Here is a 21,972-nt window from a genome sequence, read left to right as displayed (position 1 = left end):
CTCGGAGAACTCGATGACCCAGCAGGTGACCCTTGCGCCGACCCGCACGGGCGCATCCCGACTGGCGTCGGCTGCCCTCCCGCGCTACATCGCCAAACGCCTCGGGCAGAGCGCACTGGCGATCTTCCTGACCCTGACCACGGTGTTCGTGCTGGTCCGGTTGGCGCCGGGCGACCCCGCCTACGCCATGGCCGGACCGCTTGCCAGCAGCGACGACATCGAGCGCATTCGAACCAGCATGGGACTGGATCAATCCGTGTTCGTGCAGTATCTGCGGTACCTGCAGGGGCTGCTGCACCTGGACCTCGGCACGTCCTATTCGTTCCAGGCGCCGGCCTTGGATGTGGTGCTCGACCGGCTGCCCTACACCCTCACGCTGTCGATCGCGTCGATCCTGCTGACGACGGTCGTCTCGGTTCCGCTCGGCGTGTGGATGGCCCGAAATGCCGACACCCGACGCGAACTCGGCGCCAACGCCGTCACCATCGCCGGCCAGTCCATGCCCGACTTCTGGACCGGGCTCATGCTCATCACGGTCTTCGCGGTGCTCATCCCGATCTTCCCGACCGCGGGCTTCGCGACGTGGTCCAGTCTCGTGCTCCCGACCGTGACCATCGCGATCCTGCAGATCGCCCTCATCTCGCGGCTCGTGCGGCGTGAGATGGTCGGCGCATTCACGTCGCCGTACGTGACCGTCGCGCGGGCCCGGGGCGTCTCGGAACGCCAGTTGATCTGGCGCTATGCGATGCGCAATTCGGCCATCCCGGTGCTGACGGCACTGGGCACGCGCTTCGCCTCATTGCTCAACGGTGTCGTCGTCGTCGAGGTGGTGTTCGCATGGCCCGGTGTCGGCTCGCTCGTCGTCCGGGCTCTTGAGACCCGTGACTACCCACTGATCCAGGCCACCGTGCTGGTCACCGCCGCCCTCGCGGTGCTCGTGCAGCTTCTCGTCGACCTCTGTTATCCGCTTCTCGATCCACGGGTCCGGCTCGGGAAAGGAACCGCCAAATGACCACTCTCGTCGCCCCGCCTGCCCAACCGCGGCCGAGCGCTGTCACCGCGCGCGACATCGCCAAGGCCGGCGCGACCCGCCGGGCCCGCGACAGCCGCGTCAAGATCTGGGTCGGCAGCGTGTGCACGCTGCTGGTGGTCCTGCCGGTCGCGTTCGCGCGGGTGCTGCCGTTGCCGTCGCCCGATGCCACACATCTCGGCGAACGCCGCCTGCCCCCGCTGACCGACGGGCACCTGTTCGGCACCGATCAGCTCGGCCGCGATCTGCTGGCCCGCGTGCTCTACGGCGGTCAGGTGTCGCTGACCGTCGGCATCCTCGCGGTAGTGGTGTCAGGACTCATCGGGCTGGTGCTCGGCGCGGCCGCCGGATACTGGGGCGGATGGGTCGACGCCGTGGTCAGCCGACTGCTGGAAGCCCAACTGTCGCTGCCCCTGCTCATGATGCTGCTCCTCGTGGTGGCCCTGTTCGGCCCGTCGATCCCCGTGATCACGTTCGTCATCGCGATCGCACAGTGGCCCGAGATCGCCCGGTTGACCCGCTCACTGTGCCTCGTCGAACGCGAAAAGCCTTACGTCGCAGCGGCGAGGGTTCTCGGGCTGGGCGGCTTCGCGATCCTGCTGCGCCACGTCATACCCAACGTCGTCAAGCAGGTGTCGCTCGTGGTGCTGCTGCTGCTCGCGCAAGCCGTGTTGCTGGAAAGTGCGCTGAGCTACCTCGGCGCCGGGCCGCAACGGCCGTTCGCCACGTGGGGCCGCATCATCTCCGACGGCCAGGACTACGTCACCACGTCGTGGTGGCTGGTGACGCTGCCCGGTCTGGTGATCGCCGTCCTCGTGATCGGGGTGAACCTGCTCGGCGACGGCCTCCGCGACCGCAGCGGTGGCTTCAAGTTCGGTCTGCTCAAACGCCTTCCGCTCTCCAAGAAAGCAGCATGAGCATGGGAAACCTGCTGAAAGTCGACGCATTGCAAGTCGAGTTGATCACCGCGAACGGCGTGATCCGCGCGGTGGACGGGGTGTCCTTCTGCATCGACGCCGGCGAAACCGTCACGATCATCGGTGAATCCGGCTCCGGGAAATCGACCACCGCGATGGGCATCCTTGGCCTGCTGCCCTCCGATCTCGCGGTGCTGTCCGGCCGCGCCGAGTTCCAGGGCACCGACATTCTCGGCAACACCAAGGCGCTGGAGAAGGTCCGCGGCAGGCACATCGCACTGATCCCGCAGGATCCGATGACCGCGCTCAGTCCCGTCCACAACATCGGCGCTCAGCTGCGCGACGCCATCCGGCACAGCGGCATCAAAGGCAAGGCACGCGAAACCGCCAGGGCCGTCGAACTTCTGGAGCAGGTCCGGATTCCGCGGCCCGCGACCCAGCTGGGCAAGTACCCGCACCAACTGTCCGGTGGCATGCTGCAACGCGTGCTGATCGCCACCGCACTGGCCGCGAGCCCCGAACTCATCGTCGCCGACGAGCCGACCAGCGCCCTCGACGTGACCGTGCAGGCCAGCATCCTCGACCTGCTACTGGAAGTGCAGGAGAACACGGGCGTCGGGATGCTGCTGATCACCCACGATCTCGGGGTGGCCCGGTTGATGTCGGACCGCATCATGGTGATGAAGGACGGCAGGTTCGTCGAGACCGGCGGTGCCGAGGATCTGATCTGCCATCCGCAGAGCGACTATGCCCGCAAGCTGCTGGCAGCCGTGCCCAGGCTCGGCGATCACGCACCCCAAGGAGTTCCGGCATGACCACCCCGCTGCTGTCCGTCGAGGATCTCGTGGTCGAATATCCCGTCGCGGGAGGGGTTTTCCGCGCAGTCGACCAGGTCAGTTTCTCGGTCCCGAAAGGCGCGACGCTGGCCGTGGTCGGCGAATCCGGCTGCGGTAAGTCCACGATCGCCAAGTCGATCGTCCGGCTCGTCACGCCGACCTCGGGGCATATCCGCTTCGACGGCACCGATATCGCGCGGCTCTCCGAGCGTGGGCTCAAGCCGTACCGATCCCGCATCCAGATGGTTTTCCAGGATCCGTACGGATCTCTCGATCCGCATCTCAATGCCGTCGACATCGTCTCCGAGCCCCTGCGGCTCAGGGGAATTCGCAGCCGTGCCGACCGCGAGAAACGGGCCGCCGAGCTGATCGATCGCGTCGGTCTGCCGTCGAGCGCATCACATCGCAAGCCCGGTGAGTTCTCCGGCGGCCAACGCCAGCGCATCGGCATCGCACGGGCCCTGGCCAGCGAGCCCGAACTGCTGGTGTGCGACGAGGCGACCAGCGCACTGGACGTTTCGGTGCAGGCCCAGGTGCTCGAACTGCTGCGGGAGATCAAACGCGACACCGGGTTGACCTACGTGTTCATCTCACACAACCTCGGCGTGGTGCGCGAGATCAGCGACTCCATCATCGTGATGTCGTCGGGCTCGATCGTCGAAAGCGGAGTCACCGCAGACGTTCTCGCGCACCCGGCCGAGCCCTACACCCAGGCGCTGCGCGCCGCCGCCCTCGACCCGACCACGATGGTCGGCGTCAAACCCCGACAGTTACTCAAAGGAGTTGCCTGATGGCCGAACTCGGCCCCCTCGTCCTCGGCACCATGACGTTCGGCGACACCGTCGACCGGGACGGCGCCGCGGCCATGCTCGACGCGGCGCTCGACGCCGGGATCACCCATATCGACACCGCCAACGGCTACGCGGGCGGCGAATCCGAACGCATCCTCGCGAGCCTGTTGCGGGGTCGCCGGGATCGCGTCACGCTCGCCACGAAGGCCGGCATGCCGCATCCCGACGCCGGCGAGCACTCACCGCTGTCGGCGGCCGGTCTTCGCGCGAGCGTCGAGGGCAGCCTTTCGCGACTGCAGACCGACCACGTCGAGCTGTTCTATCTCCATCAGCCCGACCGGGCCGCGCCGCTCACCGAAACACTGTCCACCGTGGCCGAACTCGTGGCCGAAGGAAAGATCGGCGCGCTGGGGGTGTCCAACTACGCGGCGTGGCAGATCGCCGAACTCAACCATGTCGCAGACGCCGTCGGCGCACCCCGCCCTGTCGCGGCACAACAGCTCTACAACCTGCTGGCCCGGCGGATCGAGGACGAGTACGCCGAGTTCGCCGCCGTCACGGACCTGACCACGGTCGTCTACAACCCGCTCGGCGGCGGTCTGCTCACCGGCAGGCACTCGTTCGACGCCGACCCCACCGAGGGACGGTTCGGCGATTCGCGGCTGGCCCAGATGTACAAGCAGAGATACTGGAACGCCGCGATCTTCGAGGCCATCGAGGCGTTGGCGGTGATCGCCGACAAGGCCGGAATGCCGCTGACCGAACTCGCGCTGAGGTGGCTGGTGTCCAAACCCGCGACCGGACCGATCCTGCTCGGCGGGTCGAAGGTCGGCCACCTGCAGGCCAACATCGCCGCGGTGGCGCACGGGCCGTTGGCGGAAGATGTGGTGACGGCTTGCGATGAGGTCGGCGCCGCGCTGCGCGGACCGATGCCCAACTACAACCGATAGGTATCCACCATGCGTGCACAGGAATTCGCCGCCCGGCTGAGGGATCGCCAACAGCTGCTGGGCTACTGGTCGGTGATCGACAGCCCGGTGTCCACCGAGTGGCTAGCCCACGTCGGCTGGGATTACATCGCACTCGACCTGCAGCACGGGCTTATCGGCTACTCGGGCATGGTGGCGGGTCTGACCGCGATCGACGCGTCGGGCTCCGCCGTCGGGCTGGTGCGGGTGGAGGCCAACGACGCCACCGCGATCGGGCGGGCGCTGGACGCCGGCGCGGCCGGGGTCATCGTGCCGATGGTCAACACTGCCGAGGAAGCCGCGGCCGCAGTGGCCGCCGCGACGTATCCGCCCGCGGGTATCCGGTCCTACGGCCCGATGCGGTCCCAGCTGCGGATCGGGCCCGTCCCCGCCGAGGCCAATCGCGACACCGTGGTCCTCGCGATGATCGAAACCGCCGGCGGGCTGGCTCATGTCGAAGAGATCTGTCGCGTGCCCGGGCTCGACGGCGTGTATGTCGGGCCGTCGGATCTGCGGTTGGCGATCGGCGGTGCCACGTCGTCTGATCCGGCCGTGGCCGACGAGTTCGAGGCAGCGCTGACGCGGGTGCGGGAGGCCGCCGCGGCGGCAGGTATCGCGGCCGGGCGGCGGCCTCCCGCACCCGCGTCAGCGGCCAAGCGGCTCGCACAGGGCTACACGTTCGCGACCGTCGCCTCCGACATCGTGCATCTCAAGCAGGCCTCGGCCGCGCACTTGAAGGCGGCCCGGGGAGAGTAGGGCCTGGCACGTGGCACGTGGCACGTGGCACGTGGCACCGCGAGCGTGCGTGTCTGCCGGTGCGACACGCCGACGCTCACGCCCTCCGCGTACGTAACGCTGTGGCGGGAAAATTCGCAATTCTCCGCCACCGCGTTACGTACGCGAAGTCCACGGCAGAATCTCAGCGCACATTTGCCTTCTGCACGGCGTGGCGAGGGACAGACACGCACGCTCGCGGTGCTAGGGGACCAGCTACACAGTGTCACCCAGGCCGGCGAGCAAGGCCTGCCGGCTGGCCCGGACATGTTCGCGCATCACGCGTTCGGCGCTGTCACCATCTTTGGCGACGATGAGATCGAGCACGACATGGTGTTCACGGTCGGATTGCAGGGGCCGGCCGGGCTGACTCAGTGAGGTGTGGACCAGCCGGGCGTATGCCAGCTGGTTCATGAGCATGCGGTAGTGCGCTTCGAGCTTGTTGTTGTCGGCGCCGACGATCAACAAATCGTGGAACTCCTCCACCAGCTCGGCGTAGCGGGCTCGGTCGTCACGGGCGACGGCCTCGTCGGCCTGGCGGAGGTTCTCCTCGAGCTTGTCGATCTCGGGCACGCGCCCGCGCTGGGCCAGCAGCCGCGCCGCGGCCCCTTCGAGCAGCTCTTTCATCTGGAACAGTTCGGTGATCTCACGGCGCGACGGAGTGGTCACGAAGGTGCCGACCCGTGGGCGGATCTCGATGAGGCCCTCGGTTTGCAGCTGCTTGAACGTCTCGCGTACCGGGGTTCGGGACACCCCGAATTCCTCGGCGATGGCCAGCTCGGAGATGTTGACCCCGGGGGAGATCTCGCCCGCGATGATGCGGCGCCTGATCTCCTCGATCAACCGACCCTGGATCGAGCCGTTACTGCTGGTCACCGCCACTCCCCTGTCACTACCCCAGTGCGGTCAGGTTGCCGCCATCGAAGAACTTACCTGCGCTGTAGACCATGGGATGGCGATCGCCGACCTCGGCATGCACGACACGGCACATGAACACCGTGTGGGTGCTGGCCTGCAGTCGCTCGCGGATCTCGACCTCCATGCCCGCCGAGCTGCGATCGATCAGTGGGCTCCCGAAAGGACCGGCATGCCAGGACAATCCGGAGAACTTGTCGTCGGATTTCACCGCGAACCGGCCCACCACGTCGAGTTGGTCGGCGGAGAGAATGTTGATCGCGAGATGGTCGGCACGGAAGAGGCAGTCATGCGTCGACGACGTGTGCTGGACGGCGACCATGACGGTCGGCGGATCCAGCGAGATGCTCGCGAACGCGTTGACAGCCAACCCGCGCGGATTGTCCCCGTCCAACGCGGTGACCACGGTGACCCCGGTGACGAACTGCCGGTTGACCCGCTTCATCAGGTCGACATCGGGCCGAACGGGCGCGGTCACCGGTCCTGCCCCACCGCGATGATGCCGAGTGCGGTCAGCAGCGCCCGCGGATCCCACGTGACGTGTTCCTCCACGATGCGGTCGTCTTCGAAGCGTGCGAAAGTCGCTCCGCTGACCGCGACTTCACGCTTGGTGGCCGGCACGCCGAGGAAGGAATGTTCGTGGCTGCCGGTGCTGTGCCAGCGGATCGCGGCCCTGTCGCCCTCGACCACGACCTCGTCGACGACGGTCAACAGGTCGGGAAATGCCGAGCGAGTCGCGGTGATCGACGCCTTGAACTCGGCGCGGCCCTGGGTGCTGCCCGTTCCGTTGATCCGCTGGTAGCTGTCGGCGAGCAGGCCGTCGAACGCGTCCACCTCGCCGCGGTCCCACGCGGCAGTCCAGGCCTCTTGTATGCGGCTGCGTCGGGTTTCGTTGTCAGACACGGGGTTTCCTTTCGGCAGCGGATTCATCGGTGCACCTACTCCGGCTTGAAGACCGGCGTGGCGCGGTGCCACAGCGGAGGCAGTCGGTAGGTGGCGACGTACGCGAGGCAGGCGACACCGAACCCGACGAAGTAGGACAGGTCTCCCCACTCCGGGTGCGCCTTGGCGACCGGGCCGACGAAGAACGACAGGTTCCAGAACAGCGCCGAGGCGGCGGCGCCGACAACCCAGGCGACGAATCCCCATTCCAGGATGCGGCGGGAGTCGAAGAGCTCGGCGATACGGGCGCGGTCGTGGCGGTGCCCAAGAACATAGTCGAGCAGCAGCACAGCGCCGAAGGGGGCGATGAGGTAGGCGCCGAGGAACAGGAACGTCTTGAACTTGGCTTCGAATCCTTCGTCGGCCCAGAGGCTGATCGCGTACGCCACCGCGCAGATGATGATGACGGCAGTCCGCCGACTGATCGGAATGCGCAGGGTCTGAACGGAAATCGCGCCGCCGTACACGTTCAGGAAGTTCTGCGAGAACGACGAGATCAGCACCACCAGCAGCGCGGCGACATGGAACGGTCCGGTCAGCCGGAACAAGGCATCGATGGCGCTCTCACCGCTGGCCGCGGAACTCCCCAACAAGGCACCGACGATGCCCAGCCAAGACAGCGAAACAAAGTTGCCCGCGAACGTCCACACCCCGGTGGCGCGGTTGACATGGTCTTCGTCGGGCAGATAGCGAGAGTAGTCCGACGCGAACGGCCACCAGGCGATGAGGAAGGACAGAAAGAACCCGGCGAAGGTGATCCACCCGCCGACGCCGCCCACCCAGTACGGGGCCTGCGGGTTCGTGTCGAAGCCGCCGTGCCAGCCGCGGCTCACCGAGACCACGGTGATCATCACGAAGCCGGCGAAGAGGACAACCGCCAGGATCCGCTCGAGAAAGTGGATCATGTTGTAGCCGTATACGGCCACCACGAGCTGGATGAACACCAGCACGAATGTGCCGAGCCAGTACGGAATCGCGGGGATCAAGGCGCGTAACGCCTGGCCGCCGAGGATCACAGTGACGGCGGCCCAGCCGATACCGGCGAAGACGTTCACATAAGCCACCGGGACGAAATTGCCGAAGAACCCGAGCGGGCCGCGGGCCTGGATCTGCTGGGCAACGCCGAGTCGACCGCCCATGCGGGAAAGCACACCCATGACCACCGCGCCCACCAGCGATCCGGCGATGATCGCCGTCACCGAGGAGACCAAGGACAGTCCGAAGCTGACGGCCAGAAATCCCAGCACGATGATCGGGAAGTTCATCCCCGCCGCGAACCAGATGAAGAACTGCGACACCGGCTTACCGTGCCGCTCGGAGTCCGGGATGGCGTCTACCCCATAGGGTTCGACAGTCGCAATCTTGTTGCGGTAGTGCAGATCCTGGGACAGCGCGCCGGTAGAGGCAGGCGAGACGTCCCGGGAGATATCAGTAGTCATCGGATCACCTTGTGTCGTTGATGGTCGGCTGTCCGGCGCCACGATGCGCGGCGAACGGTGGAAACAGTCACGCGAGCCCGAATCCAGCCGGCGATCGCTGCGTTCTGCAGGAAGCCCGTCTGGCATACAACAAAATGTAAGTCGAGTCACAGGTCGATGTCAACGGTCAAGTGTCGTCACTCGCCGACAACCGGACGACCCGGCCATCTTTGCCGCAGTAAAATCCGTGTTACCAGCTGATTTACGTGATACGACGCGTCCACACAGCACCCACGCGAACCACACGTCGACGGCCGCCGCCCGCCATACCTTGACCCAACAGACCGGTCCGGCTATCGTCTGTGGCATGCAACAGAATGTCGCCGGGGTTGACCTGCGAAAGGTGGTCGTCTACCGCGAGACGGTGGTGACCGAGGCGGACGAGTACCCATCCCGCCCGGCGCTGCAGGCCAGCGTCGCCGCGGTCATCCGCAATCCCTGGCTCGGCACTCCGCCGTCGCGAGACCTGACCCCCGAGGTCATCCAGACCGCCCCGATGCTGGCCCAGCTCCTCACGGATCGGTTGATCGACGCGCTCGGCGGCGTCGACGCGATCGAGGCGTTCGGCAAAGCCGCCATCGTCGGTGCCGCGGGCGAGATCGAACACGGTGGTGCGCTGATCCACACCCCGTATTTCGGCAACCTGATGCGTGAGTTCCTCGAGGGCGAATCGATCATCTGCTTCGCCGACGTGCGCGCCGAAGCCGGTGAGCCACTGGTGGTCCCGATGTGGCACAAGACAAAGGCGGCCACCCGCAGCCACTATCAGACCGTGAGCACCCGGGTATCCGACGGCCCGCGCGCCGACGAGCTCGTCATCATCGCCGCGGGGTCAACCGGCCCACGGCCCCACCCCCGGATCGGGGATCGCACCACCGACCCCGCCGTCACCGTCAAGAGTCTGGAGAGTGCCCTGTCATGAAATTGCGCAAGATCGCCACCGTCGTCGAGGAGATCCGCACCGAAGGCGGGCGTGAGGTCAACCCGCCCGCCCGCGTCGCCGTGGTCGCCGCAGTGATTGAAAATCCCTGGGCTGGACAGGGTTTCGTAGACGACCTGGGTCCCGGCATCGACGCGACCGCATCGGATGTGGGCGCACTGCTGGCACCGCTTGTGCTCGAGGCCCTCCAAGAGCCCGCCGAGGCGTACGGCAAGGCCGCGATCGTCGGGCTGAACGGCGAGATCGAACACGGCTCGGGCCTGATCCACACGCTGAAGTTCGGCGATCATTTCCGCAAGGCCGCCAACGCCACCACGCTGCTGCCCGCGGTCGAGAAGCGTGGACCGGCAGGCGTCACCTTCGACATCCCGCTCAAGCACATCACCGACGCCACCATCCGGTCGCACCACCAGACCGTGGAGGTACGCATCGCCGACGCCCCGCACGCCGACGAGATCATCATCGCGTTGGCGGCCGCCTCACAGGGCCGTCCCCAGCAGCGCCTGGCACCGCTGAGCAGCGAGAAGTAAAGCCTGTGCCCCGGCCGACGCTTGTCCTGCTGCACGGAGTGGGCCTGGACCACACCGTGTGGGAGCCAATGACCGCGCTGCTGGCCGACCGGTTCGACGTCATCGCTCCCGACCTCCCGGGGCACGGTGACCGGCCGCCTGCCCCCGCGGGAGTGACGTTGGCGGACTTGGCCGATGGGGTGGCCGGCGAGATCCCGTCCGGATCACATCTGGTCGGGTTCTCGCTCGGCGCCATGGTCGCCCAGCACCTCGCGGTGCACCGCCCCGAGCTGGTCGCCACACTGACGTCGGTGGCCTCGGTGTGCCGGCGGACCCCCGAGGAGCGCGACGCCGTGCTGGCCCGGCTCGACACCGCGGCCGCCGACATCGCGGCGAGTTCGGCTGCGTCCCTGCGTCGTTGGTACGACGGCACCGACGTCAGCCGCGAACAGATCGCCCGCACGCAGGCCACCCTGCTGGCCAACGATCCAGACAGCTTCCTGAACTGCTACCGGGTGTTCGCCACCGCTGACGCGGAGATCGGATCGCAGCTCGGCCACATCACCGCACCCGCGCTGGCCATCACCGGCTCGGACGATCCCGGCTCGACACCCGAGATGACCCGCAGGCTCGCGGCGGCGATCCCCGGCTGCCAAGCGGTCATCGTGCCCGGCGCACGGCACATGCTCCCCGTCCAGTGCCCGCGTGAACTCGCCGACGCCATAACTTCTTTCATCGGAAGGTCCGTACATGTCTGAAACCCCGCAACTGCAGCACTTCATCGGCGGAAAGCCCACTGCCCCGGCGTCGGGCGAATACTTCGAGAGCACCAACCCCGCCACCCGCGAAGTGCTGTACCAGGCGGCCCGCGGGACTGTCGCCGACATCGACGCGGCTGTCGCATCGGCGACCGAGGCATTTCACGATCCGCGGTGGCGCGATCTGAGTCAAACGAAGCGTGGTCATCTGCTGCGCCGCCTCGGGGATCTCGTCGCCGAACACGCCGAGGAACTGGCCCGCTCGGAATCCCTCGACAACGGCAAGCTGCTACGCGAGATGCGTGGCCAGCTCGCCACGCTGCCCGAGTATTACTACTACTACGCGGGTTTGGCTGACAAGATCCACGGCGATGTCATCCCGACCTCGAACCGCCAGGTGCTCAACTACACCATGCGGGAGCCGCTCGGCGTGGTCGGCGCGATCACGCCGTGGAACTCGCCGCTGACCCTGACCACGAGCAAGCTGGCCCCCGCGTTGTGCGCGGGCAACACCGTGGTGATCAAGCCGTCCGAATACACGTCGGCGACCGTGCTGAAACTGGCCGAGCTGGTGATCGAGGCGGGCTTCCCGCCCGGCGCGGTCAACGTCGTCACCGGATTCGGTGCAGAGGCCGGCCAGGCGCTGGTGGATCACCCTGGGCTGGCGAAGATCTCGTTCACGGGTAGCACCGCGACCGGGTCGCGGATCGCGTCCGCGGCGGCGGGCCGGTTCATCGGGTCGACGCTGGAACTCGGCGGCAAGTCCCCCAACATCGTGTTCGATGACGCCAACGTCGCCAATGCGGCGACCGGCGTGGTGGCAGGAATCTTCGCCGCCGCCGGGCAGACGTGCATCGCGGGCAGTCGGGTGTTCGCACAGCGCGCGATCTACGACGAGTTGCTCGAGCGCGTCGCCGAACGAGCCCGCAGCATCCGGATGGGCAATCCGCTCGATGACGACACCGAGCTCGGGCCGCTGGCGTTCGAGGACCAGCGCGACAAGGTCGCGTCCTATGTCGACCTTGGCCGCTCCGAAGGAGCCCGGGTGCTCACCGGCGGGCGCGCCACCGACGGCGGTCTCGGCGGGTTCTTCTACGAGCCAACAGTTTTGGTTGACGTCACGAACCAGATGCGGGTGGTGCGCGAGGAGATCTTCGGCCCGGTCGCCGCGATCATGCCGTTCGATTCCGAGGACGAGGTCGTGCAACTGGCCAACGACACCGAGTACGGCCTGGCCGCAGGGGTGTGGACAGCCAATCTCTCGCGAGCGCACCGGATGGCCGCACGTCTCGATGCCGGCACCGTCTGGGTCAACACCTACCGGGCCATGTCTCCCATGTCACCGCGGCAGGGTTTCAAGAGCAGCGGGGTCGGCGTCGAGCACGGCACCGAGACCGTGAAGGAATACACCCGGCTCAAGAGCGTGTGGATCAACACCGACGAGGGTCCGGTGCCCGACCCGTTCGTGATGCGGAGCTGACATGCCACTCGTCGAAGTCACCATCGCGCAAGGCCGTTCGGCCGAGCAGATCCGCGCCATGATGCACGAGGTGCACGAGGCCGTGCTGCGGACCGTGGACACCCAACCCGAGCACATCCGGGTCATCGTCCGCGAAGTTCCCCGGACTCATTGGGCAACAGGCGATCTCACCATCGCTGAGATGAAGGAGCAATCATGAGGTTTTCGTTGTTCGTCCACATGGAACGGTGGGATTCCTCGGTCAGCCATCGGCAGCTTTTCGAGAACCTCGCCGAGCTGTCCCTGATGGCCGAGGCCGGCGGCTTTTCCACGGTGTGGATCGGGGAACACCACGCCATGGAGTACACGATCTCGCCCAGCCCGATGCCGCTGCTGGCCTACCTGGCCGGGCAGACCTCGACGATCCGGCTGGGCGCGGGCACCATCATCGCGCCGTTCTGGAACCCCATTCGGGCTGCGGGTGAATGCGCGCTGCTCGACGTGATCAGCAACGGCCGCATGGAAGTTGGCCTTGCCCGCGGCGCCTACCAGATCGAGTTCGACCGCATGATGCCCGGGCTGTCCGCCACCGAGGGCGGCAAGCACCTGCGCGAACTGGTGCCCGCGGTGCGCAGGCTGTGGCAGGGCGACTATGCGCACGACGGCGAGATCTGGCAGTTCCCGACATCGACGAGCGTGCCCAAGCCCGTGCAGCAGCCGATGCCACCGATGTGGATCGCGGCGCGCGACCCCGATTCGCACGACTTCGCAGTGGCCCAAGGCTGCAACGTGATGGTGACCCCGCTGATGAAGGGCGACGAAGAGGTCGTCGACCTCAAGCGCAAGTTCGACACCGCGGTCGGCAACCACCCCGAGGTGGCCCGCCCGCAGATCATGGTGTTGCGCCACACTCATGTTCATGCCGCCGAGGATCCCGACGGCTGGCGCCCGGCCGCCGCGGCGATCTCGAAGTTCTACCGCACGTTCGACGCGTGGTTCGGTAATAAGACGACGCCGGTCAACGGGTTCCTCGAGCCCAGCCCCGAATCGAAGTTCGCGCAGCGTCCCGAGTTCGAATTGGAGTCCCTGCACCGCACCGCGATGATCGGCACGCCCGACGAGGTCATCGAACGGCTGCGGTTCTACCAAGAGCTCGGCATCGACGAGTTCAGCTTCTGGTGCGACAACAGCCTGCCGCACGACGAAAAGCGCAAGAGCCTCGAACTGTTCATCAAAGAGGTCGTACCGGCATTCCAGTAAGGAGCCCCAGTCATGAATGGTGTGCGCATTCACGCCGTCGATCTGCAGGACGCCCAGCGGCGCGCCGCCAGCCAGCGCGCCGCTGCCCCTGAGCGGCCCGTGCTGCTCGACATCGAGGTGCTGATCGATCGTGATGCTCGAGCGGCGTTCGAGGCGCTCGGTGACGTGCCTGCAGGCAGCGCGCTGCGGTACGTCGGCACCCCGCGCGGGCTGGCCGGCCTGATTGCCGACGTGCAACGGCTCGGCATCGCCGACGCAGTGGTGCTCAAGCCTCTCGGTGGCAGCCCGGTCGCCGATCTCATGCTGGACGAACTGGCGCCCGGTCTGGCGTCCTGAGTTCTTCAGCCGGTCGACGCACTGTTGCGGCCGGTGTTGTGCGCAGCGGGCGTCGGCGCGGCCGCGGTCAGGATCTGCCCGGCGCGCTTGTCGACGTAGCGGGTGACCGCGTGCTGGCCGGCACCGAAGATCACCGCCATCAACAACAGATCCGGCACGGTCTGCGGAGGTTTCATCGGACCGACTCCGTTGCCCAGCAACGCGAGTCCGACCACCGCGACCAATGGCCCGAACGCAATCTTGAGCAATCCTTGCTGCAGCGGCAGGTTGAACGGGCCGAAATTGGTCGGGATCTTCGATACGGCCGGGATGGCGGTGAACAGCGCCCCGATCGCTCCGAACAACATCACGACACCGAGGCATATCCAGCCGGCTGCGTGCCAATCAGCGCTTTTGTCAACGAAATTCACCGACTGCACCAGTCCCTGGGTCACCAGGGTCGCGCCGGCGAACACGATGCAGAAGATTGTGGCGATCAGCAGCCGGTTGCGCAGATAACGCGCTTCCCGGTTGGCGTGATCGGCTTTGGCATGCGCTGCCCGCAACACCTCGGCCGTGGCTGAACGCAACTGCGCTTCGTCCGGGTTCGGTTGCTCACGGAGCTTGTCGAGTTGCTGAAGCTGCGGGTCGGCAGCGTCGAGGTAGGCATGTCCACGCTGCGCGGCGCGCGCGGCGTACACCGGCAGCGTAGCCGCGTCGACCAATTCGACCATGCGCTCGTCGACTTCCCGCAGCCGTGACCACGCCCGCTCGATCTCGGTGCCCCACCACCACTTCAGCGGGCCGACCCAGGCCTGTGAAGCGTGATTGGCGTCTTCCAGCAGATCTTTGACCAGGTAGTCGCGAACAGCCGCCTGGCACGGCGTCTCGCCGAGGTTCAGGCCGGCGAGATCGTCGAGCAACATGACGCGACGACGCTGCACCGCCTGTCGCCACGGGGCGGTGCGCGACCATACCGGCGGCAGACCGGATTTCAGGCCCTCCCACAGCGTGCCCGTCGGGCAATCCTGATGTGGCCGAACGGCAGCCGAGGGAACACCGTTGGTAGGAGATTGCGCGATGGTCATGACATCTCCTTTGTCACTTGAGACGGTATGACCGGGCTCGGCACGCTGGAACGCGTAGCGGACTACCTCATTTCGCGGACGATCAGGAGAAGGGGTCGACCGCTGCGGCGATACGTGCCGCGGCACCGGTGAGCACCGCGTCCCCGTGACCGAATCCGGCGATCTGCGCGCCTGTGGCCGCGAGTCTTTGCAGAGACTCGGTGGCGGCACGCCGGTCGGTGTTGAAGACACCGAGGATCACCTGTCCGTTGAACTCTGCGACCGCATCACCGGTGAGCACCGCGTCAGCGGCGGGCAGATACAGCCCGATGCTGCCCGGCGTGTGCCCGCACGCGGCGACGACGCGGGCGCCGCCGGAGAAGTCGAGCACGTCGCCGTCGCGCACCGCGCGGTCCACCCGGCATGCTGGGCCGTGCGGCGAGGTGTCGAAGTCGGGCCGGATCGTCCGCTCACCGTCCGTCAGCAGCGGCACCGGTCCGGGTTCGTCGCCCCGGATGTATGGCGAATCGGCAACGCCGGCAACCACTTCCGCGTCCGACCAGCCGACGATCTCAGCAGCCGAGCCGCAGTGGTCTTCGTGAAAGTGGGTCAGCACGATACGTTTCACATCGGCGCGGGAGCGGCCCAGAGCGGTGAGCGCCTCACCGATCAGCGCGGCACTGTCCGGCCAGCCGGTGTCGATGAGCGTCACACCGTCGGGCTCGATCCACAGGTAGCAGTTGAGCAGATGCGCGCGGTCACCCGGTATGCGCAGTCGATACAGCGAGGGCGCCAGCTCAAGCAGGTCGGGCATGACTCGACGCTAGTAGATCCCGCCGAAACGGCATTCCGGCAGGCGTCTACTCGAACTTTCGCTGCCGGAATGCCGTTTCGCGGAGGGTGCCGTTCCATCCGCGCGCCTTCAATGCCTGATAGGCCCGCTGGACCACGTCGGCTTGGCGATCTTCTTTGATCACTCGCATGACGTCCCATCCCAGCTGGGCGAGCTTGGGCAGCACCCGCAAATCCTTGACGTACTGTGCGCGGTCGGTTTGATGCTGACCGCCGTCATACTCCGACGCGACCTTGTAATCTTCCCAACCCATGTCGACGGTTCGGACCAGTCGGCCCCACTCGTCAACGATCGTGATCTGGGTGCTCGGCCTGGGTAGCCCGGCGTCGATGTAGAGCAATCGCAGGCGGGACTCCGGAGGTGACGCCGCCCCGCCGTCCACCAACGGCAGCACGGCCTTGAGCCTGGCCACGCCGCGCGTGCCTCGATAACGTTTGGCCAGCATGTGCACGTCCTCGTCAGAGAACGGGCGTGCGCGCATCAGCGCGTCCAATCGCTCGATGGCTTTCCTGCGCGGTAGAAACCGGCCGAGATCGAATGCCGCGCGCGCCGGCGTCGCCACGGGTAGCCCTTCGATACAGGTGATTTCTTCGTCGGCAATCCGTTCGTGCCGGACGACGATGCCGTGTGGCGAGCGGATGTAATCCCAGAGCAACTCGATCGTGATGTCGTCGTCGACCCATTCCGCGCCGTGCAGCGCCGAAGCCGCCACGCCCGTCACGATGCCTTCGCGGTGGCTCCACAGCCAGGCACCGACCGTCCGATCCCGTAACGACAAGACTCGATTCTTCGGCGCATGGACGTTCCGGAAGATCGGCCGGTACCACCGCTGCAGTTCATGTCGTGTGACGACGCCGCCGGCGATCGCTTCGGTTCCAATTAGCAACTCCCCCATGGACAGATACTGGCCACGAGGTCCGACAACCCCGCCGAAACGGCATTCCAGCAGGCCTCTACTCGCACTTTCCCTGCTGGAATGCCGTTTCGGCGGAATTGAATCAAGCCATTGCGCGGCGGCCGGCCAAAGCGCGGCCGAGGGTGAGCTCGTCGGCGAATTCGAGATCGCCGCCCATCGGTAGACCCGAGGCGATACGCGTCACGGTCAGCCCCGGGATGTCGCGCAGCATCCGCACCAGGTAGGTGGCGGTGGCCTCCCCCTCGGTGTTCGGATCGGTGGCGATGATCACTTCGGCCACGTCGACCCCGTCGACGCGTTCCCCGATCCGGTTCAGCAGCTCACGGATGCGCAGCTGATCGGGTCCGACACCCGACAACGGGTCCAGCGCGCCGCCGAGCACGTGGTAGCGGCCCCGGAACTCGCGGGTGCGCTCGACCGCCTGCACATCCTTGGGCTCCTCGACGACGCACACCAGCGACGCGTCGCGACGGGGGTCGCTGCAGATCCGGCAGCGCTGCGCGTCGGACACATTGCCGCACACCTCGCAGAACGTGACTCCGTCGCGGATGCGGCCGAGCACGGCCGTCAGCCGGTCGATGTCGGGCGGCTCGACGCTCAGCAGGTGAAACGCGATCCGCTGGGCGCTCTTGGGCCCGATGCCGGGCAGTTTGCCCAGCTCGTCGATCAGATCCTGAACCGGACCCTCAAACACTCGGGAACACCTACAGACCCGGGATGCCGAAGCCGCTCAAGCCGCCGGCCAGCGGGCCGAGGCGGCTCTGCGCCATGTCCTGCACCTGCGCCGACGCGTCGGCCAGTGCGCCGACGATGAGATCTTGCAGGGTTTCCGGATCGGACGGATCGATGACCTTCGGATCGATCGACACGGCGACGACCTCGCCGCTGCCCTTCACCGTCACCTTGACCAGACCGCCGCCTGCCTGCCCCTCGACCTGGGCGTTGGTCATCGCCTCCTGGGCCTCCATCAGCTGCTGCTGCACCTGCTGTGCCTGTGCGAGCAGTGCCGACATGTCGGGTGTGCCTCCGGGTTGCATGACAGGTCCCCTTGCCGTGTTGGTTGCGTCTTGGTCTCGACTTGGTTTCTCTCCGCTCGAGCGCGGCGGTTTGGCCTTCCAGCCTAGACGGCGCCCGGGCTACGGTGGCGCCCGTGCGAGTCCCAGCCTGCCTGCGTGTCGGCACCGCGGTTGCCAGCAGCGTGCTCATCGCTGTGTCGACCGCCGCCGCACCGATAGCCCATGCCGCACCCGCGAACCTTGCCGGGATGATCGTCTTCCTCGACCCCGGCCACAATGGCGCGAACGACGCCTCGATCAGCAAGCAAGTGCCGACAGGACGCGGCGGCACCAAGGATTGCCAGGCCAGTGGTACCTCGACCGACGACGGTTACCCCGAGCACACCTTCACCTGGGACACCACGTTGCGGGTCCGGGCCGCGCTGACCGCGCTGGGGGTACGGACGGCGATGACGCGCGGCGACGACACCTCGGTGGGACCGTGCGTCGACGCCCGCGCCGCGATGGCCAACGCCGTGCACCCGAACGCCATCGTCGCCATCCATGCCGACGGTGGGCCCGCCAACGGCCGCGGTTTCCATGTGCTCTACTCGTCGCCGCCGCTCAACGCCGTGCAGGCAGGCCCGGCGGTGCAGTTCGCGAAGGTGATGCGCGATCAGATCTCTGCCTCGGGGATTCCGCCTGCCACCTACATCGGCTCGGGCGGCTTGGATGCGCGCTCCGATATCGCCGGGCTCAACCTCGCGCAGTACCCGTCGATCCTCGTCGAGTGCGGCAACATGAAGAACCCGGTCGACTCCGCGCTGATGAAATCGCCGGAGGGCAGGCAGAAATACGCCGACGCCATCGTCCGCGGGATCGCCGGATTCCTCGGCTCGCAGCAGGTGGCGTCGGCGCGATAGGTCGGGCGCTAGGCGCCTTCCACTTCCTTCTTGAGGTTGGCCAGCACCTCGTCCTGGATCTTGCGCAGACCCAGCGGCGCGAAAGTCTTCTCGAAGAAGCCGCCCACGCCACCGGCACCGGTCCAGGTGGTCTTGAGGTTGACCGACGATCCGGTTCCGGCAGGCGCGACGGTCCAGTTGATCACCATCGACGAGTTGGCATCCTTCTCGATGACGGTGTGCCCCGCCACGTCGACCGTCGCCTTGACGTCGCGGACACGCGACTTGGTCGCCTGCAGTTTCCAGCTGGCGACGGTGCCCGCCCCCTGCCCGCCTTCGAGGACCTGGTAGTCGCTGTAGTTCGAGGAGAGAATCTTCGGCCGCACCGTCTGGTAGTCGGCGATCGCAGCGAACACAGCGGCGGGTTCGGCGTTGATCAATACGGTGCTGACCGCGCTGACCTGTCCCATCGGTGAATACTCCTTGTATCAATGACGTCGCGGTCTGATAACCGCGCTCCTCTGGGTCGCATCGAATGCAACCGCCGACTAGCGTATATGTGTGTCTGTTGTTCCGACTGACGCACAGGCTGTCCACGCTGCCGGCGTACAGCGGCTTCTCGACAGCTATCGCGCCATAAAGCCCACCGAGACAGTGCGTCTTGCCAAGAGCACGTCGAACCTGTTCCGCGCCCGCGACCGGCACGCCGGTAAGGGCCTGGACACATCGGGTTTGACGAATGTGATCGCCGTCGACCCGCAGGCGTCGACCGCGGATGTGGCAGGCATGTGCACCTACGAGGACCTGGTCGACGCGACGCTGCCGTACGGGCTGGCGCCCTTGGTGGTTCCGCAACTCAAGACCATCACCCTCGGCGGCGCGGTCACCGGCCTCGGCATCGAATCCACGTCGTTCCGTAACGGGTTGCCGCACGAATCCGTGCTCGAGATGGACATCCTCACCGGCGCAGGCGAAATCGTCACCGCATCGCCCACCGAGCATTCCGACCTGTTCCGGGCTTTCCCCAATTCCTATGGCACACTTGGTTATTCGACTCGGCTGCGGATCGAGCTGGAACCGGTGCTGCCGTTCGTCGCGCTGCGTCACCTGCGCTTCCACACCTTGGACGACCTGGTCGCCGCCATGGACCGCATCATCGAGACCGGCGGACTGGGCGGCGAGAAGGTCGATTACCTCGACGGGGTGGTGTTCAGCGCCGACGAAAGCTACCTGTGTGTGGGTATCAAGACCGCAACGGCCGGTCCTGTCAGCGACTACACAGGCAGCGCCATCTACTACCGGTCCATCCAGCATGACGGCAAGACCGGGGCGGAGAAGCACGACCGCCTGACCATTCACGATTATCTGTGGCGCTGGGACACCGACTGGTTCTGGTGCTCACGGGCATTCGGCGCGCAGAACCCCACGATCCGGCGGCTGTGGCCGCGTCGCTACCGCCGCAGCAGCTTCTACTGGAAGCTCATCGGCTACGACCGGCGGTTCAACATCGCCGACCGCATCGAGAAGCGCAACGGCCGCCCGCCGCGGGAACGCGTGGTGCAGGACATCGAGGTGCCCATCGAGAACTGCGCGGAATTCCTCACATGGTTTCTCGACAACGTTCCCATCGAACCAATCTGGCTGTGCCCGCTGCGGTTACGCGACGACCCGAGAACCGCGGGAACATGGCCGCTGTATCCGCTGCGCCCCCACCACACGTACGTCAACGTCGGCTTCTGGTCATCGGTGCCGGTCGGGCCGGAACCCGGGCACACGAACCGGCTCATCGAACGCAAGGTCAGCCAGCTCGACGGCCACAAATCGCTGTATTCGGACGCGTTTTACCCGCGTGACGAGTTTGACGCACTATATGGCGGGGAAGCTTATAAGACGGTCAAGAAAACCTACGATCCCGATTCACGTCTCCTTGATCTGTATTCGAAAGCGGTGCAACGGCAATGACAACATTCAGGGAAAATTCGACGCACTCTCAAGCGAAACTCACGCTCGCCGAGATCCTGGAGATCTTCGCCGCAGGACAGCTGCCGCTGAAATTCACCGCTTACGACGGCAGCACGGCCGGACCTGAGGACGCCGCACTCGGACTCGACCTCAAGACCCCGCGCGGCACGACCTACCTCGCCACCGCCCCCGGTGACCTCGGGCTGGCCCGCGCCTACGTGTCGGGCGATCTCGAACCGCACGGCGTGCACCCCGGTGACCCGTACCCGCTGCTGTGCGCACTGGCCGAGAAGATGGACTTCAAACGGCCACCGGCGCGCGTGCTGGCCAACATTATCCGCTCCATCGGCATCGAGCACCTCAAGCCCATCGCGCCGCCGCCGCAGGAGGCGCTGCCGCGCTGGCGCCGCATGGTGGAAGGGTTGCGGCACAGCAGGGTTCGCGATGCCGAAGCCATCCACCACCACTACGACGTGTCGAACACGTTCTACGAGTGGGTGCTCGGGCCGTCGATGACCTACACGTGCGCCTGCTACCCGAACGCCGACGCGTCGCTCGAGGAAGCGCAGGAGAACAAGTACCGCCTGGTGTTCGACAAGCTGCGGCTGCAGCCCGGGGACCGGCTGCTCGACGTCGGCTGCGGCTGGGGCGCCATGGTGCGCTACGCGGCCCGCCAGGGTGTAAAGGCCATCGGTGTGACGCTGTCGCGCGAGCAGGCCACGTGGGCGCAGAAGGCCATCGCCGAGGAGGGGCTCGGCGATCTCGCCGAGGTGCGCCACGGCGACTACCGGGATATTGCCGAGTCCGGGTTCGACGCGGTGTCCTCGATCGGCCTCACCGAACACATCGGCGTGCACAACTACCCGTCGTACTTCGGATTCCTGAAGTCCAAGCTGCGAGTCGGCGGGCTGCTGCTCAACCACTGCATCACCCGGCACGACAACCGGTCGGGCGCGGCTGCCGGAGGCTTCATCGACCGCTATGTGTTCCCCGACGGCGAGCTCACGGGCTCCGGCCGGATCATCACCGAGGTCCAGGATGTGGGCCTGGAGGTGCTGCACGAGGAGAACCTGCGTCACCACTACGCGATGACCCTGCGCGACTGGTGTGCCAACCTCGTCGAGCACTGGGACGAGGCCGTGGCCGAGGTCGGCCTGCCCACCGCGAAGGTGTGGGGCCTGTACATGGCCGGCTCGCGGCTGGGTTTCGAGACCAACGTCATCCAGTTGCACCAGGTGCTGGCGGTCAAGCTCGACGAGCACGGCCGCGACGGAGGCCTGCCGCTGCGCCCGTGGTGGCAGCCGTAAGCGTCGGCTTGGACAGTACGTCGAATTCGATATTGGGCGGTTCGACTTGACGTCGATGCGCTGTTAGCTGCACCACAC

Annotated in this window: 26 protein-coding genes; 16 read left to right on the top strand and 10 right to left on the bottom strand. The window is 66.5% G+C overall.

The features are described from left to right. Nucleotides 1-13 precede the first annotated feature (13 nt). From RMCB_RS27560 to RMCB_RS27535, 6 genes are read left to right on the top strand one after another with little or no spacing between them, the layout of a single operon-like run. Complete coding sequence (locus RMCB_RS27560; protein WP_084388621.1) at nucleotides 14-1,012, top strand: ABC transporter permease; 999 nt, start codon at nucleotides 14-16, stop codon at nucleotides 1,010-1,012. Further along, nucleotides 1,009-1,947: an ABC transporter permease gene (locus RMCB_RS27555; RefSeq protein ID WP_062831293.1), complete on the top strand. Its 939-nt coding sequence runs from the start codon at nucleotides 1,009-1,011 to the stop codon at nucleotides 1,945-1,947. The genes RMCB_RS27560 and RMCB_RS27555 overlap by 4 nt, the downstream gene beginning before the upstream one ends. Then, nucleotides 1,944-2,762, top strand: a complete 819-nt coding sequence (locus RMCB_RS27550; protein WP_234792263.1) for an ABC transporter ATP-binding protein — start codon at nucleotides 1,944-1,946, stop codon at nucleotides 2,760-2,762. The genes RMCB_RS27555 and RMCB_RS27550 overlap by 4 nt, the downstream gene beginning before the upstream one ends. After that, nucleotides 2,759-3,574: an ATP-binding cassette domain-containing protein gene (locus RMCB_RS27545; protein WP_062831291.1), complete on the top strand. Its 816-nt coding sequence runs from the start codon at nucleotides 2,759-2,761 to the stop codon at nucleotides 3,572-3,574. Before RMCB_RS27550 ends, RMCB_RS27545 begins: the two co-directional genes overlap by 4 nt. Then, entirely contained in the window at nucleotides 3,574-4,524 is a 951-nt protein-coding gene (locus RMCB_RS27540) for an aldo/keto reductase (RefSeq protein ID WP_062831290.1), read from the top strand. Before RMCB_RS27545 ends, RMCB_RS27540 begins: the two co-directional genes overlap by 1 nt. Nucleotides 4,525-4,533: 9 nt before the next feature. Further along, the gene (locus tag RMCB_RS27535) at nucleotides 4,534-5,298 is read left to right on the top strand and encodes an HpcH/HpaI aldolase family protein (RefSeq protein WP_062831289.1); all 765 of its coding nucleotides are present in this window, start codon (nucleotides 4,534-4,536) and stop codon (nucleotides 5,296-5,298) included. Nucleotides 5,299-5,532: 234 nt separating this feature from the next. Here the strand turns inward: RMCB_RS27535 and RMCB_RS27530 are convergent, their stop codons facing one another. From RMCB_RS27530 to RMCB_RS27515, 4 genes are read right to left on the bottom strand one after another with little or no spacing between them, the layout of a single operon-like run. Continuing rightward, nucleotides 5,533-6,192 (bottom strand): GntR family transcriptional regulator, encoded by a 660-nt coding sequence (locus tag RMCB_RS27530; RefSeq protein WP_036426007.1) that lies wholly within the window; start codon nucleotides 6,190-6,192, stop codon nucleotides 5,533-5,535. A 16-nt stretch (nucleotides 6,193-6,208) separates the two neighbouring features. Next, a complete protein-coding gene (locus RMCB_RS27525) occupies nucleotides 6,209-6,709 on the bottom strand; it encodes a flavin reductase family protein (protein WP_234792262.1) in 501 nt (166 codons plus the stop codon). Then, on the bottom strand, nucleotides 6,706-7,134 hold the full coding sequence (locus RMCB_RS27520; RefSeq protein WP_109784447.1) for an ester cyclase: 429 nt from the start codon (nucleotides 7,132-7,134) through the stop codon (nucleotides 6,706-6,708). The genes RMCB_RS27525 and RMCB_RS27520 overlap by 4 nt, the downstream gene beginning before the upstream one ends. A 35-nt stretch (nucleotides 7,135-7,169) precedes the next feature. Next, nucleotides 7,170-8,612 carry a purine-cytosine permease family protein gene (locus RMCB_RS27515; protein ID WP_234792261.1) on the bottom strand — a complete coding sequence of 481 codons (1,443 nt, stop codon included), beginning with the start codon at nucleotides 8,610-8,612 and terminating at the stop codon, nucleotides 7,170-7,172. Between the two features lie 346 nt (nucleotides 8,613-8,958). Between RMCB_RS27515 and RMCB_RS27510 the strand changes: the two genes are divergently transcribed. Genes RMCB_RS27510 through RMCB_RS27480 form a run of 7 tightly spaced genes read left to right on the top strand, consistent with a single transcriptional unit; the run spans nucleotide 8,959 to nucleotide 13,913 of the window. Beyond that, complete coding sequence (locus RMCB_RS27510) at nucleotides 8,959-9,573, top strand: amino acid synthesis family protein (RefSeq protein WP_062831286.1); 615 nt, start codon at nucleotides 8,959-8,961, stop codon at nucleotides 9,571-9,573. Beyond that, entirely contained in the window at nucleotides 9,570-10,121 is a 552-nt protein-coding gene (locus RMCB_RS27505) for an amino acid synthesis family protein (RefSeq protein WP_029373529.1), read from the top strand. Before RMCB_RS27510 ends, RMCB_RS27505 begins: the two co-directional genes overlap by 4 nt. A 5-nt stretch (nucleotides 10,122-10,126) precedes the next feature. Further along, nucleotides 10,127-10,858 carry an alpha/beta fold hydrolase gene (locus RMCB_RS27500; RefSeq protein WP_062831285.1) on the top strand — a complete coding sequence of 244 codons (732 nt, stop codon included), beginning with the start codon at nucleotides 10,127-10,129 and terminating at the stop codon, nucleotides 10,856-10,858. After that, nucleotides 10,851-12,338 carry an aldehyde dehydrogenase gene (locus tag RMCB_RS27495; RefSeq protein WP_062831284.1) on the top strand — a complete coding sequence of 496 codons (1,488 nt, stop codon included), beginning with the start codon at nucleotides 10,851-10,853 and terminating at the stop codon, nucleotides 12,336-12,338. The genes RMCB_RS27500 and RMCB_RS27495 overlap by 8 nt, the downstream gene beginning before the upstream one ends. Before the next feature lies 1 nt (nucleotide 12,339). After that, nucleotides 12,340-12,537: a tautomerase family protein gene (locus RMCB_RS27490; protein WP_029373532.1), complete on the top strand. Its 198-nt coding sequence runs from the start codon at nucleotides 12,340-12,342 to the stop codon at nucleotides 12,535-12,537. Continuing rightward, nucleotides 12,534-13,577, top strand: coding sequence for an LLM class flavin-dependent oxidoreductase (locus tag RMCB_RS27485; protein WP_029373533.1), 1,044 nt, complete (start codon nucleotides 12,534-12,536; stop codon nucleotides 13,575-13,577). The genes RMCB_RS27490 and RMCB_RS27485 overlap by 4 nt, the downstream gene beginning before the upstream one ends. A gap of 12 nt (nucleotides 13,578-13,589) precedes the next feature. Then, on the top strand, nucleotides 13,590-13,913 hold the full coding sequence (locus RMCB_RS27480; RefSeq protein WP_029373534.1) for a hypothetical protein: 324 nt from the start codon (nucleotides 13,590-13,592) through the stop codon (nucleotides 13,911-13,913). Nucleotides 13,914-13,918: 5 nt separating this feature from the next. Here RMCB_RS27480 and RMCB_RS27475 read toward each other — a convergent pair whose 3' ends face one another. From RMCB_RS27475 to RMCB_RS27455, 5 genes are all read right to left on the bottom strand, one after another. Further along, nucleotides 13,919-14,980, bottom strand: coding sequence for a hypothetical protein (locus RMCB_RS27475; protein WP_131805586.1), 1,062 nt, complete (start codon nucleotides 14,978-14,980; stop codon nucleotides 13,919-13,921). A gap of 82 nt (nucleotides 14,981-15,062) precedes the next feature. Then, nucleotides 15,063-15,773, bottom strand: coding sequence for an MBL fold metallo-hydrolase (locus RMCB_RS27470; protein ID WP_062831282.1), 711 nt, complete (start codon nucleotides 15,771-15,773; stop codon nucleotides 15,063-15,065). A gap of 46 nt (nucleotides 15,774-15,819) precedes the next feature. Beyond that, nucleotides 15,820-16,707, bottom strand: a complete 888-nt coding sequence (locus RMCB_RS27465; protein WP_062831281.1) for a type IV toxin-antitoxin system AbiEi family antitoxin — start codon at nucleotides 16,705-16,707, stop codon at nucleotides 15,820-15,822. A 103-nt stretch (nucleotides 16,708-16,810) separates the two neighbouring features. Then, nucleotides 16,811-17,422, bottom strand: coding sequence for a recombination mediator RecR (gene recR, locus RMCB_RS27460; protein ID WP_062831280.1), 612 nt, complete (start codon nucleotides 17,420-17,422; stop codon nucleotides 16,811-16,813). A gap of 10 nt (nucleotides 17,423-17,432) precedes the next feature. Further along, nucleotides 17,433-17,765: a YbaB/EbfC family nucleoid-associated protein gene (locus tag RMCB_RS27455; RefSeq protein WP_029372667.1), complete on the bottom strand. Its 333-nt coding sequence runs from the start codon at nucleotides 17,763-17,765 to the stop codon at nucleotides 17,433-17,435. A gap of 113 nt (nucleotides 17,766-17,878) precedes the next feature. Between RMCB_RS27455 and RMCB_RS27450 the strand changes: the two genes are divergently transcribed. Beyond that, on the top strand, nucleotides 17,879-18,646 hold the full coding sequence (locus RMCB_RS27450) for an Rv3717 family N-acetylmuramoyl-L-alanine amidase (RefSeq protein ID WP_029372669.1): 768 nt from the start codon (nucleotides 17,879-17,881) through the stop codon (nucleotides 18,644-18,646). Nucleotides 18,647-18,654: 8 nt separating this feature from the next. On the opposite strand, the gene RMCB_RS27445 is transcribed toward RMCB_RS27450, so the two are convergent. Further along, entirely contained in the window at nucleotides 18,655-19,095 is a 441-nt protein-coding gene (locus tag RMCB_RS27445; protein ID WP_062831279.1) for an SRPBCC family protein, read from the bottom strand. 91 nt (nucleotides 19,096-19,186) lie between these two features. On the opposite strand from RMCB_RS27445, the gene RMCB_RS27440 reads away from it, so the two are divergent. After that, the gene (locus tag RMCB_RS27440; RefSeq protein ID WP_062831278.1) at nucleotides 19,187-20,587 is read left to right on the top strand and encodes an FAD-binding oxidoreductase; all 1,401 of its coding nucleotides are present in this window, start codon (nucleotides 19,187-19,189) and stop codon (nucleotides 20,585-20,587) included. Next, nucleotides 20,584-21,894: a class I SAM-dependent methyltransferase gene (locus RMCB_RS27435; protein ID WP_062831277.1), complete on the top strand. Its 1,311-nt coding sequence runs from the start codon at nucleotides 20,584-20,586 to the stop codon at nucleotides 21,892-21,894. The genes RMCB_RS27440 and RMCB_RS27435 overlap by 4 nt, the downstream gene beginning before the upstream one ends. Nucleotides 21,895-21,972 lie beyond the last annotated feature (78 nt).

It is taken from the genome of Mycolicibacterium brisbanense, assembly GCF_001570425.1.
GTDB classification, from domain to species: Bacteria; Actinomycetota; Actinomycetes; order Mycobacteriales; family Mycobacteriaceae; genus Mycobacterium; species Mycobacterium brisbanense.
The sequence above is the reverse complement of the archived record's forward strand: the minus strand, read 5'-3'. Positions and strand labels throughout refer to the sequence as shown.